Annotated in this window: 12 protein-coding genes and 1 tRNA gene; 10 read left to right on the forward strand and 3 right to left on the reverse strand. The window is 62.7% G+C overall.

The window, feature by feature from the left end:
- Positions 1–88: 88 nt before the first annotated feature.
- A complete protein-coding gene (locus ACLI1T_RS09670; RefSeq protein ID WP_284771747.1) occupies positions 89–1,834 on the reverse strand; it encodes a pyruvate dehydrogenase in 1,746 nt (581 codons plus the stop codon).
- A 159-nt stretch (positions 1,835–1,993) separates the two neighbouring features.
- On the opposite strand from ACLI1T_RS09670, the gene ACLI1T_RS09675 reads away from it, so the two are divergent.
- Positions 1,994–3,517, forward strand: a complete 1,524-nt coding sequence (locus ACLI1T_RS09675; RefSeq protein WP_411702532.1) for an MFS transporter — start codon at positions 1,994–1,996, stop codon at positions 3,515–3,517.
- Between the two features lie 67 nt (positions 3,518–3,584).
- Here ACLI1T_RS09675 and ACLI1T_RS09680 read toward each other — a convergent pair.
- Positions 3,585–3,657 (reverse strand) — tRNA-Thr (locus ACLI1T_RS09680).
- Positions 3,658–3,809: 152 nt separating this feature from the next.
- On the opposite strand from ACLI1T_RS09680, the gene thrE reads away from it, so the two are divergent.
- From thrE to otsB, 5 genes are all read left to right on the forward strand, one after another.
- Entirely contained in the window at positions 3,810–5,540 is a 1,731-nt protein-coding gene (gene thrE, locus ACLI1T_RS09685) for a threonine/serine exporter ThrE (RefSeq protein WP_239268378.1), read from the forward strand.
- A 62-nt stretch (positions 5,541–5,602) separates the two neighbouring features.
- Positions 5,603–5,959, forward strand: a complete 357-nt coding sequence (locus ACLI1T_RS09690; RefSeq protein WP_411702533.1) for a hypothetical protein — start codon at positions 5,603–5,605, stop codon at positions 5,957–5,959.
- Positions 5,960–5,973: 14 nt separating this feature from the next.
- Entirely contained in the window at positions 5,974–7,443 is a 1,470-nt protein-coding gene (locus tag ACLI1T_RS09695) for a trehalose-6-phosphate synthase (RefSeq protein WP_411702534.1), read from the forward strand.
- Positions 7,443–8,018, forward strand: coding sequence for a hypothetical protein (locus ACLI1T_RS09700; protein ID WP_411702535.1), 576 nt, complete (start codon positions 7,443–7,445; stop codon positions 8,016–8,018). The genes ACLI1T_RS09695 and ACLI1T_RS09700 overlap by 1 nt, the downstream gene beginning before the upstream one ends.
- A gap of 11 nt (positions 8,019–8,029) precedes the next feature.
- The gene (otsB, locus tag ACLI1T_RS09705; protein ID WP_411702536.1) at positions 8,030–8,788 is read left to right on the forward strand and encodes a trehalose-phosphatase; all 759 of its coding nucleotides are present in this window, start codon (positions 8,030–8,032) and stop codon (positions 8,786–8,788) included.
- Here the strand turns inward: otsB and ACLI1T_RS09710 are convergent.
- Positions 8,760–9,914 carry a LacI family DNA-binding transcriptional regulator gene (locus ACLI1T_RS09710; protein WP_411702537.1) on the reverse strand — a complete coding sequence of 385 codons (1,155 nt, stop codon included), beginning with the start codon at positions 9,912–9,914 and terminating at the stop codon, positions 8,760–8,762. The two genes, otsB and ACLI1T_RS09710, sit on opposite strands and share 29 nt — an antisense overlap.
- A gap of 39 nt (positions 9,915–9,953) precedes the next feature.
- Between ACLI1T_RS09710 and ACLI1T_RS09715 the strand changes: the two genes are divergently transcribed.
- From ACLI1T_RS09715 to ACLI1T_RS09730, 4 genes are read left to right on the forward strand one after another with little or no spacing between them, the layout of a single operon-like run.
- Positions 9,954–10,961, forward strand: coding sequence for a metal ABC transporter solute-binding protein, Zn/Mn family (locus ACLI1T_RS09715; RefSeq protein ID WP_411702538.1), 1,008 nt, complete (start codon positions 9,954–9,956; stop codon positions 10,959–10,961).
- The gene (locus tag ACLI1T_RS09720; RefSeq protein ID WP_411702539.1) at positions 10,961–11,662 is read left to right on the forward strand and encodes a metal ABC transporter ATP-binding protein; all 702 of its coding nucleotides are present in this window, start codon (positions 10,961–10,963) and stop codon (positions 11,660–11,662) included. The genes ACLI1T_RS09715 and ACLI1T_RS09720 overlap by 1 nt, the downstream gene beginning before the upstream one ends.
- Complete coding sequence (locus ACLI1T_RS09725) at positions 11,655–12,554, forward strand: metal ABC transporter permease (RefSeq protein WP_411702540.1); 900 nt, start codon at positions 11,655–11,657, stop codon at positions 12,552–12,554. The genes ACLI1T_RS09720 and ACLI1T_RS09725 overlap by 8 nt, the downstream gene beginning before the upstream one ends.
- 11 nt (positions 12,555–12,565) lie before the next feature.
- Positions 12,566–13,396 (forward strand): alpha/beta hydrolase family esterase, encoded by an 831-nt coding sequence (locus tag ACLI1T_RS09730; protein WP_411702541.1) that lies wholly within the window; start codon positions 12,566–12,568, stop codon positions 13,394–13,396.
- Positions 13,397–13,423 lie beyond the last annotated feature (27 nt).

A 13,423-nucleotide genomic window follows, 5' to 3' on the forward strand; every position in this document is an offset into this window, starting at 1 on the left:
AAAGCCACGCTTCCCCTTCCCAACCGTGGAACGGAATCCGCGGTAAGAAAAAGGAAGCGTGGCTAGCGCGCTATTTGGCAGTTATAGCTTAGAAGTCCTGCGGGCGCGGGATATTGCGCAGGTTGGACTTGGCCATGGACAGCATGGAGCCCACGCCGCCGCCGAAGACGGTGCGGGTAGCGGCCTTGGAGAAGCCCAGGAGCTGATCGAAGGTCAGCGTCGGTGGCAGGGACAGGGCGTTGGGGTCAGTGACGACATCGATAAGCGCAGGGCCGTTATAAGCCAAGGCCTTCTTGATCTGCTTCGGAGCCTGCTTCGGATCCTCGATTCGGAAGGTCTTGATGCCGGCGGCTTCTGCGATCTTGGAAAAGTCCACGGACTCGTGGTCGGTCTCGTGCTCTGGGATGCCGCCTACCAGCATCTCCAGCTTGACCATGCCCAGCGAGGAGTTATTGAACACGAACATCTTGACCGGCAGCTGGTGCAGCTTGACCGTCAGCAGCTCGCCCATGAGCATGGACAGCCCGCCGTCGCCAGAGAAGGTAATGACTTGGCGGCCAGGATTAGCCTGCTGCGCGCCGATGGCCTGCGGCAGGGCGTTTGCCATGGTGCCGTGGCGGAAGGAGCCGATCTGCTCGCGCTTGCCATTCGGGGTGATGTAGCGCGCGCCCCAAACGTTGCACATGCCGGTATCGACGGTGAAGATGGCGTCATCGTCGGCCTCTTGGTCAATGAGATCCGCAATGTACTCGGGGTGGATCGGGGTGTGCTTTTCCACGTTGGAGGTATAAGCCTCCACGACGTGCTCCAGCTTGTCGTAGTGCTTCTTCAGCATCTTATCCAAGAAGGAGCGGTCCTTCTTCTCCTCCACGTGCGGCAGGATGTTGTCGATGGTGGCGGCAACGTCACCGGTCACGGGGTAGGAGATCTTGGTGCGGCGGCCGATATGGGCACCGTTGATATCCACCTGTGCCACATTGCCCTTAGGCAGGAAGTCGTTATATGGGAAGTCCGTGCCCAAGAGGATCAGCAGGTCTGCCTCATGGGTGGCCTCATGCGCGGCGCCGTAACCCAAAAGGCCGGACATGCCCACGTCAAACGGGTTATCGTACTGGATGTACATCTTGCCGCCGAGCGCGTGACCGATGGGGGCCTTGACCTTTTCCGCCAGCTGCAGCACCTGCTCACGGGCATTTTTCGCGCCGGCGCCGACAAAGAAGGCGACGGACTCGGCTTCATTGATGGCCTGGGTCAGCGCTGCGGCCTCGGCCGGGTCCGGGTAGACCACGGGGCGGCCGGAGGAGATCTTGGATTCTACGAAGGTGTCATCATCAACCTCTTCGGTAGAAACGTCGCCAGGGATAACCAGCACGGACACGCCGTTGCCGGCCATGGTGGACTGGATGGCGTGGTGGAGCACTACCCCGCCCTGGTCACCGGACATGACCATTTCGCAGTAACCGGAGCACTCCTGGAAGATCTGCTCTGGGTGCGTTTCCTGGAAGAAGTGGGAACCAATCTGGCGGGAAGGAATGTGCGATGCCAGGGCCAGCACCTTGGCGCCATTGCGGTTGGCATCATAAAGGCCCTGGATGAGGTGGGTATTGCCCGGGCCACAGGAGGCCGCGCAAACGGCCAGCTTGCCGGTGGTCAGCGAGTCCGCCTCGGCGGCAAAGGCCGCTGCTTCCTCATTGCGCACGTGGATCCACTCGATGGAGGAGCGGCGCACCGCGTCCACGATCGGGTTGAGGGAGTCTCCCACGAGGCCATAGATGTGCTCGACGCCCTGCTTTTCTAGCGTCTCAACAAGTTGTTCTGCGTAATTGCGTGCCATTAAACATCATCCTTAACTCTTTAACTGTTCTAGTACCACTGTGCTACTAAACGTGCAGGAAAGTCCAGCAATTCCTGCATACTCACACCACCGGCCTATCTGTGAGGAAGGCAATACTAACCTGAATTATCACACACTGATTCGCTACGGTTTCTAGCGATGAGCATCGAGTCACCTGATACTGCCACTAAGCCCCCGCACCGCGCGGCCGCGGCGCCCTCCACCCCAGCACAGCGGTGGTCCTTCTTTGCCGTGGTGTCCTTGGGGCTGCTCATGGTGGGCCTGGATAATTCCATCCTTTATACGGCACTGCCTCAGCTAACGCAGCAGCTGCACGCGACAGACATGCAGCAATTGTGGATCATCAATGCCTATACGCTGGTTTTATCGGGCTTGCTCCTCGGTACCGGCACGTTGGGCGATCGCATTGGCCACCGCCTGATGTTCCTCATTGGCCTGGCCACCTTTGGCACCGCCTCCCTCGTTGCGGCTTATTCGCCCAATGCCTGGTTGCTCATCGCCGGCCGGGCTTTATTGGGCTTGGGCGCTGCCATCATGCTGCCTTCTACCCTGGCGCTTATCCGCCTGACCTTCCCCAATGAGGTAGAGCGCAATAAAGCCATCGGTATCTGGAGTTCTGTCGCCGTCGTGGGCGCTGCCGCTGGGCCCACCGTGGGCGGATTCCTCCTAGAGCATTTCTGGTGGGGCTCCGTCTTTTTGATCAACGTGCCCATCGTGGCCCTCGCCATCATCCTTACCTTCCTCCTTGGCCCACCCAACCTGCCGAATCCGCACAAGCACTGGGATTTCCCCTCCTCGTTCTATGCGCTTATCACCCTGACCAGCCTGGTCCTAGCTATTAAGACGGCGGCGGCCACCCAGATCAATGTCGCGCTGCTGGTCTGTTCCATTGCCGCTTTCTTACTCGGCGCCGCAGCCTTTGCCCACCGGCAAAGCCGGCTTAATGATCCGCTTTTGACCTTTGACATCTTCCACTCACCCACTTTTACCGGCGGCGTGCTTACCGCCGGTGGCGCCATGTTTGGCCTTACGGGGCTTGAACTGCTTACCACCCAAAAGCTCCAGCTTGTCGATGCCCTCTCGCCCCTCGACGCCGGCCTTTTCATCTCCGCCATGGCGGTTGCGGCCATCCCCACCGCCATTGTGGGCGGCACCATCTTGCACCGCGTGGGCTTTTTGCCCATCATCAGCGGCGGTTTCCTGAGCATGTCCATCGGCATGCTGGGCATCATCTGGGCCGACCGCGCCGATAACCTCGCGGTATTTATTACCGGCCTCATCCTTACCGGCTTAGGTGCTGGCTCCTCGATGTCTGTTTCTTCCACCGCCATCATCAATGCCGCCCCGTCCCACCGGGCGGGCATGGCCTCTGGCGTGGAAGCCGTCTCCTACGAATTCGGCACGCTGCTTTCCATCGCCATAACCGGCTCCCTCGTGCCGCTACTGATGACGCACAAGCTTCCCGATGCCCTCGCCCCGCAAGGCACCGACGCACTCCTATCACCCGCCACGCACGACACCGCCGCGGCGGCGTATGATTCCGCGTATTTCCTCACCGTCGGCGGGCTTGCCTGCACCACCTTCATCTTCGCGGTACTAACCGCCTGGTGCTTCCGCGATAACCCGAAGTCTGGGGCGCTGTCTGCGCAAAGTAGCGGGTAAATAGCCACCTGGCTGACTTGTAAACTTTTACCCCCTAACTGTTTGCGCAGCTAGGGGGTAGTTTTTGAGCTGGAGACGAGACTTGAACTCGCAACCTACGCATTACAAGTGCGTTGCGCTACCAATTGCGCCACTCCAGCACCGCGGAATTTCTTCCGCTCGTTGCATGGTACCCGAGGACCTCGCCCAAGTGGAAAGCTGGTCCCCCTTGTATGCATTTGCGCCCCACAAGGGTTAGAGTTCAGGCTGAAATTATTACTAGTGTCCCACCGCTTTTTCGAGGGTTATTTTCGTGTCACTACTGTCCGCTATGCGGGAGCGCCTGCGCGCATCTGCAGGCCAAGTCGCCATCATTGACGCGGCCAAAGCCGCACCCCCACCATCGCCACTCGCCCCGGTCGATCTGACCGATGCCGCCCAGGTCACGGGCGTGATGGAGATTGCCGCGCGCATCGGCGAGCTGCTCATTAGCGCAGGATCCGCCAACTCGGATGCCCGCGCGCAGGTCCACCTGGCGGCGTCGTCGTATGGCCTGCACTACTGCCACGTGGATATTTTGATGAATACCATCACCATCCACACCGCGATTGGCACGGGCGATAAACGCCAGAACCTCCACGTATTTCGCGTGGTGCCGGATGTGGGCGTGAACTTTTCCAAGCTTTCGGAAGTAGACCGCCTCATCCGCGATATCCACTCCGGTAGGGTGCCGCCCGCCATGGCGGAAAAGCGCCTGGATGACATCGACCGCATGCCAGCGCCCTATAAGCCGTCCACGGTGATGCTTGGCTGGGGCGGCATGGGTGGCCTGATTTCCATGATGCTCGGCGGCGATCTCCTCGTCGGCCTCGTTGCCTTCGTGGTTTCCGCGCTGATTATGGGGCTTAATGATTGGTTGGCCAATTACCGCCTGCCGCCCTTTTATCAAAACGTCGTCGGCGGCTTCTTGGCCGTCTTCCCAGCCGCGATTTTGTATAACGTAGCCGCCGCCTTTGGCATTAGCATGTCGCCGGCGCAGATTATTGCGTCCGGAATCATCGTGCTGGTGGCGGGGCTGACGTTGGTGCAATCGCTTGTCGATGGCATCACCCGCTCCCCCGTAACCTCTTCCGCGCGTTTTTTCTCCGCGCTGTTATCAACGGGCGCGATCATCGCCGGCGTGGGTGTGGGCATCCAGCTGGCCTCCGCCATGGGCTTTGACCTGCCCCCAATGGGTACCTTGGCGCCGCCGGTCTATCACAAGATTCCCCTCTTGGTGCTGCTCGGCGGCACGGGTTCGGCCGCCTTCGCGCTGGCCTGCGGTGCTAATTGGATAGAAATTACCCTCTCAGGCCTCACGGCGGCCGCCGGTATGGTCTTCTACTACTTCGTGGTCGTGCCCTTCGGCGTCGGCCCGGTGATTGCCTCGGGCCTATCCGCCATCGTGGTGGGCCTAGCCGGCGGTTTGATGTCGCGCCGGTGGGGCATCCCGCCGCTCATTACGATGATCGTGGGCTATACGCCCATGCTGCCAGGCCTCATGCTGTACCGCGGCATGTATGCCTCCATCAACGAGCAGATGATTACCGGCTTTACCAACCTGGCTACCGCGCTGGCCATCTCCGGCGCGCTAGCAGCCGGCGTCGTTTTTGGCGAGCGCGTCGCGCGCCGCCTGCGCCGCCCGAAGTACTTCCGCCCGTACTCCGCCTTCAAGCGCATCGGCCGGTTCTCCTTCCACAAGGCAACTCACCTGGCTCGCAAGGCCCCGCGCATCCCGCGCGTGCCGATGTCCCCCTTTGCCCCACGCGTCAACCGCCCCGAATTGCCGCCCACGCTGGGGCCAAAGCCACCGCAACACGCGCAGGCTCAGCAGCACGCGCCGGGGACCACTCCGGCGGAAGATTTGTGGCCGGCAGATTCCCAGTGGCCGGCCCAGCCGCAAGAAACTGAGCGCACCACCTATACGGTGCCCGGCCAGAAATCACCCGCGCCGGAGGAATCCGATCACACCAAGCCCGACGGGGAGGAACCCGAGGAGCCCTAAACGCCGCCGGTAGCGTACAATATTTAGCCTGATAGCTTTCCCAACATTCAGGAGGACTCGCCGTGCCACCCAAGGTCCAAGACACGCACCCACAGGCAGAACAAGATATTGCCCTGGCAGAGGAAACCGCCCGCGCCGCCCGCCGCGTGGTGGCCACCTACTCCCAAGATTTCTTGGATGGCGTGACCTTGATGTCCATGCTGGGTGTCGAGCCCAAGGGCTTGGTGCACAAGAAGGTGCTGGCGGAACAAGCCGATACCGCGCCGAAGAAATCCACGAAGAAGGCCACCAAGAAGTCGACGTCCAAGGCATCGAAGAAGTCCACTAAAAAGTCGACGAAGAAGACCACCAAAGCGGCCAAAAAGTCCACCAAGAAGTCGACAAAGAAAGCAACAAAGAAGTCGACCAAGGAGTCTTAAGCTAGTCTTGGACTATGAGTGAGCGCGGCAATGACTTCGTAGTAGTGGCAAACCGCCTGCCGGTAGATTTAACTACCGCGGCCGATGGCAGTCAGGAGTGGACGCCCTCGCCTGGCGGTCTGGTCACCGCGCTCTCACCGGTGCTGGAAGCGCACCAGGGCTGCTGGGTGGGGTGGCCCGGCGTTGCCGATGCCGCGCCCGAGCCCTTCCGCACCGAGGCCGGGGTGTTATTGCACCCGGTCAGGCTTAGCGAGTCCGACTTTGAGGCCTTTTACGAAGGCTTTTCCAATGCCACGCTGTGGCCGCTCTACCACGATCTCATCGTCACCCCGACCTATGACCGCGACTGGTGGGATGCCTACCGCGAGGTCAACCTCCGCTTCGCGGACGAGGTAGCCCACGTGGCCGCAGAAGGCGCGACGGTCTGGGTGCAGGACTATCAGCTGCAATTATTACCGGGCATCCTGCGGCAAATGCGCCCCGATCTCACCATTGGGTTCTTCCTGCACATCCCGTTCCCCTCCCCCGATCTTTTCCGGCAGCTGCCTTGGCGGGAGGAAACGGTGCGCGGCATCTTGGGGGCAGACCTGATCGGCTTCCACTTGGAGGCCAATGCCCGCAATTTCTTGGAATTGGCCCGCCGCCAGGGCCTCGAGGTGCGTGGCGAGGCCACCACCCGCGATGTCACCGCCCATATCCGCCTCCCCGGTGGCCGCACCGTGGGCGTGGGCGCGTTCCCCATTTCCATCGCCGCGCAGGATTTCGGCCAGTTTAGCGACGAGGATAAACGCCGCGTGGCCCAATTGCGCAAGGATTTGGGCAGCCCCAAGCGCATCATTTTGGGCGTGGATCGCCTCGATTACACCAAGGGCATCCTGCAGCGCCTGACCGCCTTCGAGGAGCTCTTGGAAACCGGCGCCCTGGATCCGGAAGAGGTCACCTTGGTGCAGCTGGCCACGCCCTCGCGTGAGCGCCTCGACCACTACAAGGCCACCCGCTCCCAGGTGGAAGAGGCCGTCGGCCGCATCAATGGCCGCTTTTCCCGCATGGGCCACCCCGTGGTGCACTACCAGCACCGCGGCGTGCCCAAGGACGTGCTGCGCTGCTACTACCGCATGGCCGATATCATGCTGGTCACGCCCTTTAAAGACGGCATGAACCTCGTGGCCAAGGAGTTCGTGGCCTGCCATGATGACGGTTCTGGCGCCCTGGTGCTCTCGGAATTCGCCGGCGCCGCCGCGGAGCTGGATGAGGCCTACCTGTGCAATCCTTTTGATATCGAGTCCGTCAAACGCGCGCTACTCAACGCCGTGCGCGCGCTTTCCGATGCCCCCTCCACCATGACCCAGCGCATGCTCACCATGCACAAACAGGTCATAAGCCACGATGTGCAGCTGTGGTCGCAGTCGTTTTTGGGCTGCCTGCGCGCTGTCCGGACCGAAACCGCCTCGCAAGCTCCCAACCCACACGGAAAGGACTCCTAATGCCTCCTTCCCTCCCCCGCGTACGCACGGCCGGAGCGGCCGGTGCGGGTACACCCGCTATGAACAAAGGCATCGGCAAGCATGCCGCAGCCGTGGCCACACTGGGTGCCGTCACGCTGCTTGCTGCCTGCGGTTCCGAGGACGATGCCCCGCGGCCCGCCGGTGATGACCGGATCGTGGACAAGCAGTGGCAGGTCGTCTCCATCAACACCGCGCCGGATGCAGCATCCACCATCCCAGAGTCGATTCCTCACGCGCCGGAATTTAGCTTCGGCGAATCCACCTTGGTGGGCACCACCGGCTGCACCCGCCTTGCGGCCCGGCTGACCTACACCACCGATGACGAGCGCGAGAATATTCGCGATGGCAACAAGCTGCACTTCGATGAGGTCAAATACGACGACACCGATGAGGACTGCGAAGGCAGTTCCGTGTGGGCCGATAACCTGCTGCGCAACCTCATTACCTCGGATAATGATTTTATCTACACCGTAAATAGCAATAACCAGCTCATCCTGGAGCTCGATACCGATGAGGTAGATTCGCCCTCCATCAAGCTGGTCTCCCGCGCGTAGCATGGGGTGCCATGACGCTTTCTACCACCATTAAGGCCCTGGCCGCGGCAGAAGAGCTCGCCGTGGTCTCTGATTTTGACGGCACGCTGTCCCCGTTCGCCACCGCCATTTATGACGTGGAAATCAATGCCGATTCGGCCCGCGCCCTGAACCACTTGGCCCACCTGCCGCGCACCACGGCCGCGGTGCTGTCCGGTCGCCACCTCGAGGGCCTGCAGCGCGTGTGCCCCCTGCAATACCCCGTCCTCTTCGGCGGGTCCCACGGCGCCGAGTCCTCTTGGCAGCAGACCGAGCTCACCCCCGCCATGCGCGAGCACCTGGCGCGCAAGGAGGAAGAAATCCGCGGCATCATAGACCGCTTCCCCGGCGCGGAGCTGGAGGTCAAGCCCTTCCAGCGCGTGCTGCACCTGCGCTCGCTCGAGCTGGAGAACCCGGAGCAGGCCGCGGCCGCCTATGCGGCGGGCTTAGCCCTAGATACCGCCGGTTTCCCGCGCACTGCAGGCAAATCCGTCATCGAGTTTTCCGCCACCACCGCCACCAAGGGCACGTGGCTTGAGACCCTCCGCGAGCGCACTGGCGCCACCGCCATGGTCTTCCTAGGCGATGACGTCACCGATGAGGACGGCTTCCGCGCCCTCCACCAGCCGCCGGACGTGGGCGTCAAGGTCGGCGAGGGCGATTCCGTCGCGGCCGTGCGGCTTGCCGATGTCGACGCCGTCGCCCACTTCCTCACCGAGCTCGCTACCGCCCGCGCGGCCGCGGTGCAGTAACCGATTTCCCCGGCGCGAACCGCGTCTGCAGCACCCGCCGCGGCACCGCCTCTGCCTCTTCAGCGCCCTGTGCCCCCGCACCAGCCTTCGCGCTGCCTGCGCCGGCAGAATCACTGGTCGCGCTAGCGATCAGCTTTTCCAGCATGTGGCCGGCCGCGGCGCCCTTGGCCTTATTGGGCTGGATGACTGTGGCTAGGTCGAGGCGTTGCGCCGCATCGATGCCGTCAAAGCCGGTCACGGATAGATCTTCTGGCACGCTGAGGCCGCGCTCGCGGGCATAGGCCAGCACGCCGAGCGCCATGGAGTCGGTCGTGCACAGCACGGCCGTAAGCTCTGGGTGCGCCTCGAGCAGGAGCTCGGCGGCGGCGCGGGTGGTATGGGCATCGTTAATGTGCTGCGTGACCACGGGGACGGATTCGGGCGCGATGCCCGCCTCGGCGAAAACGTCGAGCGCGCCCATAACCCGCGAGCGTTGCACGTGCATCTCCGCATCCTGGACTTCCTGGCATGAAATCGGGCCGTCGTGGCGCTGCAGGCGCAGGCGGATGGCGAGGATGCCGATGTGTCGATGCCCGGCATCGACAAGCGCACGCGCCGCTGGGGCAATCGCCGCGCGATCATCAATGCCCACGAACGGCAGCCCCGCGTCTGTGGGCTGATCGCAGACCACCAGCGGCAGGCCCCGGCCCCGCGCGGCCGCGAGGTAGGCATCGCCCGCGGCAACCGAATAGACCACGAAGCCATCCACCGCGGCAGAACCCACCAGGCTGGTCGCCTCCGCCTCGCCTTCCGGGCCGGCGGGAATCAGCGTCAGCGTGGTCTGCGCGCCTGCCGATGCCTCCGCCATACCCGCCAAGAAATCCACCGACGCCATGTCCTCGAAGGCGTAGGACAAGTGCTCGGTTAGAAGCACGCCTACCGACCCGGCTCGGCGGGTACGCAGGCTGCGCGCCGTGGGATCGGGGCCCGGGTATCCGCGCGCCTTGGCCGCGGCCAAAATGCGCTCCCTTGTTGCCGGGGAGAGCTGGTCAGGGCGGCTATAGGCATTGGATACGGTGGTGCGCGAAACCCCCAACTCCGCGGCTAGGGAGGCCAGTGTCTTCCGGGTGGGGCTGCGTTTAACCATGCCTGTTACCTTACCCTGCACCCCGCCGCTGGATTTTCAATGCATATTCAATTGACAACGATTGCCATCAAACGCACACTGGAGGGTATGCACAAGTCACTACGCGCAACAACAGCCCTACTCGCAGCAAGTGGCCTCCTTTTTACCGCCGCGTGCTCCGCAGATTCTGATTCCGACTCCGGCGACTCTGGTGATAAGAAGATTTCCATCGTCGCCTCCACCTCCATCTGGGCCGATGTTGCCCAGGCCGTGGCCGATACCGCCTCCGGCGTCGACATCGAGGTCAAACCCATCGTGGAAGGCAATGACGCCGACCCCCACCACTTCGAGCCCACCGCGGCCGACATAGCCAAGGCCAATGACGCCGACATGCTCGTGGTCAACGGCGGCGGTTACGATTCCTGGATTTACCAGGCCGTTTCCGATCAGGACAACATCATCTCCGCCTTGCCCCTGACGGACCACGGCAAGCTGGACGAGGACCCCGATGTCATGACCATCGATGCCGCGAAGGCCACCGCCAAGGATGACCCGGACCAGGTCACCAATATCGAGGGTAACGAGCACATTTGGTACGACCCCGCCGCCCTGGAAGAGGTCGCAGGATCCATCGCAGATCAGATCAACGAGGAATACTCCGATGCCGGCGCCACCACCGAGAAAATCGACTCCCACGTGGACCAGCTGCGCGATAAGCTCAAGGAGCTTCCCGATGGCCTGAATTACGCGCAGACCGAGCCCATCGCCGATTACCTCATGAAGTACACCGACGGCAAGGACGTCACCCCCGAGGGCTACCGCAAGGCCACCATCTCCGAGGGCGAGCCCGCTACTGCCGATGTCGCCGCCTTCATCAAGGCCATCGACGACGGCGAGGTCGATCTCCTCATCTTCAACCCCCAGACCGAAACCGATACCGCCGGCCGCATTAAGTCCGCCGCAGAGGACAACGACGTCGAAATCGTAGAAATCGGCGAAACCCCACCGGACGGCAAGAAGTTCTGGGAATACTACGACGAAGTCACGAGCAAGCTGGGGAAGCACTAGTGCTCGTTGAATTCCATGAGGCCGCAGTAGATCCACTGTGGTCGCAGCTTAATCTCGCCGTGGACCGCGGCGAGTTTATCGCCGTTTTAGGCCCCAATGGCGTGGGCAAGTCCACCCTGCTGGGCACCATCCTCGGCACCCGCACGCTGACCAGCGGCCGCGTCGACGTCAACTGCCGGGTCGGGTTCATCCCCCAGCAGCGCATGTTCCCCGCTGATCTTCCCCTGCGCGCCCGCGATTTGGTCTCGCTCTCCGTGGCGCACGGGGTGTTCTGGCACCGGCACCCACCCCGTGGACGGGTGGACGAGCTGTTGGAAGAGGTCGGTGCCACGGGGCTGCGGGACCGGCGCGTCGGCCAGCTATCCGGCGGCCAGCAACAGCTCATCCGCCAGGCCCAAGCCCTGGCCAATGACCCGGACCTCATTCTTGCCGATGAGCCGCTCCTCTCCCTCGACCCCGCCCGGCAAAACTCCACGGTCAACAAGTTGGATTCGCTGCGCCGCGAGCGCGGGACCTCCATCATCTTTGTCACCCACGGCATCAACCCCGTGCTCGGGGTGACGGATAAAGTCCTCTACCTCGCGCCCAACGGCCACACCTTCGGCTCGGTCGATGAGGTCATGCGTTCCGAGGTCCTCTCGGAGCTCTACGGTTCCAAGGTCAATGTCTTAAACGTCGACGGGAGGCTCATCGTTGTCTAATTACTGGGAAGATACCCAATACCTGCTCAGCGTGGACTTCGTGCAGTCCTCGCTCATCGCCTCCGCACTGCTGGGCATTCTGTCTGGCGTGATGACCTCGCTCATCGTGCTGCGCCAGATGTCCTTTTCCGTCCACGCCACCTCTGAGCTGGCGCTTATGGGTGCCTCCGCGGCACTCCTCTTCGGCCTCAACCTGGGCTTCGGCGCGGTCGCTGGCGCCATCGTCGCCGCTATCATCCTGGCCATGCTGGGCTTTAAGGGCCAGCAAGACAGCGCCATCGGCGTGGTCATGAGCTTTGGTCTGGGCCTCTCGGTGCTGTTCTTGCACCTCTACCCCGGCAATTCCAATACCGCGATGACGCTTCTGACCGGCCAAATCGTCGGCGTATCTTCCGCCTCGGTGTGGCTGCTGGCCGCCACCACGGTCATCATCGTCGCCGCCGTCGGCTTCCTCTGGCGGCCCATGCTCTTTGCCTCCGCCGATCCTGATATGGCCCGCGCCGCCGGCGTTCCCACCCGCGCCATCTCCGTCGCCTTCGCCGTCCTCGTCGGCCTCGCCGCAGCGCAGTCGGTGCAAATCGTCGGCTCGCTGCTCGTCATGGCGCTGCTTATCACCCCCGGCGCGGCGGCGGTACAGATCACCTCCTCGCCCCTGCGCGCGGTGCTGTGGTCCACCATCTTCGCCGAGGTCTCCGCCGTGGGCGGTTTCATCCTCTCCCTCGCCCCCGGCCTGCCGGTTTCCGTCTTCGTGACCACCATTTCCTTTGTGATCTACCTGGTGTGCCGGTTCATCGGCTGGCGGCAAGGCAAGCACGCCATCCGCGATGAGGTCGCGGCCAAGCATTTCCACGCCGATAACCGCGCCGCCGCAGAGGCCCACCACGCCGACTAAACTCGGCGGGCATGCATATTCATCGCCGCACCGCGGATGTGGCTGGCCACACCCGCCGCTTCATCGTCATCGAGCCCGAGAACCTCGGGCCCCAGCCGGATCTGCTGCTGTTTTTCCACGGCTCCCACCAATCCGCCAACGTCATCCGCCGCTTTACCAACGGCACGGTGGACGCGCTTGCCGATGCCACCAATACCCTCATCGTCTACCCCGACGGCATCGACCACCACTTCAACGACACCCGCGCCAACCTGCCGGTCCGCGCCCGCGAGCTCGGGGTGGATGACGTTGCCTTTAGCACTTTCCTCATCGAGACTATGCAGCGCGAGTATTCCACCGCGCGCACCTTCGCCGCGGGCTATTCCAATGGCGGGCAGATGGTGCTGCGCCTGCTTTACGATGCCCCCTTCACCCTCACCGGCGCCTGCGTCTTCGCCTCCACGCTGGGCGAAGGTTCCAATCACGCACCTACCCACCCCGATGGCTACCGGCCTACCCCGCTGCTGTTTATCCACGGCACCGAAGATCCGATTGCGCCCTATTATGGCGGGCTTGCCGCCATCGATGGGCAGCAAACTCGCGGGTGCGTGCTATCTGCTCCCGCCACCGCGGAACACTTCGCGCTCGCCAATGGCTGCCGCCCGCCCCGCGAAACCCAGCCCATCCCCGGGATAACCTCCACCTACTACGACGGCGACTACCCCGTGGAGCTCTGGACCATGGAGGGCCTCGGGCACGTGATTCCCTCTAGCAAAGAAACGCCGGCGAGCATAGGGCCAAATACGGATTCCTTCAATGCTGTGGATAAAGTCCGCGAATTCTTCGGCTTAGGTGACGCTTAAGGGTAGTTGTCCACAGGGAGGTGGGGC

Origin of the sequence: Corynebacterium tuingiense, assembly GCF_046718165.1 — a bacterium.
Lineage (GTDB): Bacteria > Actinomycetota > Actinomycetes > Mycobacteriales > Mycobacteriaceae > Corynebacterium.

Coding starts and splice junctions, on each gene's coding strand:
- ACLI1T_RS09710 (WP_411702537.1), bottom strand. CDS start 9,914: ATGGTTAAACGCAGCCCCACCCGGAAGACACTGGCCTCCCTAGCCGCG.
- ACLI1T_RS09700 (WP_411702535.1), top strand. CDS start 7,443: ATGCCTCCTTCCCTCCCCCGCGTACGCACGGCCGGAGCGGCCGGTGCG.
- ACLI1T_RS09670 (WP_284771747.1), bottom strand. CDS start 1,834: ATGGCACGCAATTACGCAGAACAACTTGTTGAGACGCTAGAAAAGCAG.
- ACLI1T_RS09695 (WP_411702534.1), top strand. CDS start 5,974: ATGAGTGAGCGCGGCAATGACTTCGTAGTAGTGGCAAACCGCCTGCCG.
- ACLI1T_RS09730 (WP_411702541.1), top strand. CDS start 12,566: ATGCATATTCATCGCCGCACCGCGGATGTGGCTGGCCACACCCGCCGC.
- ACLI1T_RS09675 (WP_411702532.1), top strand. CDS start 1,994: ATGAGCATCGAGTCACCTGATACTGCCACTAAGCCCCCGCACCGCGCG.
- ACLI1T_RS09715 (WP_411702538.1), top strand. CDS start 9,954: ATGCATATTCAATTGACAACGATTGCCATCAAACGCACACTGGAGGGT.
- otsB (WP_411702536.1), top strand. CDS start 8,030: ATGACGCTTTCTACCACCATTAAGGCCCTGGCCGCGGCAGAAGAGCTC.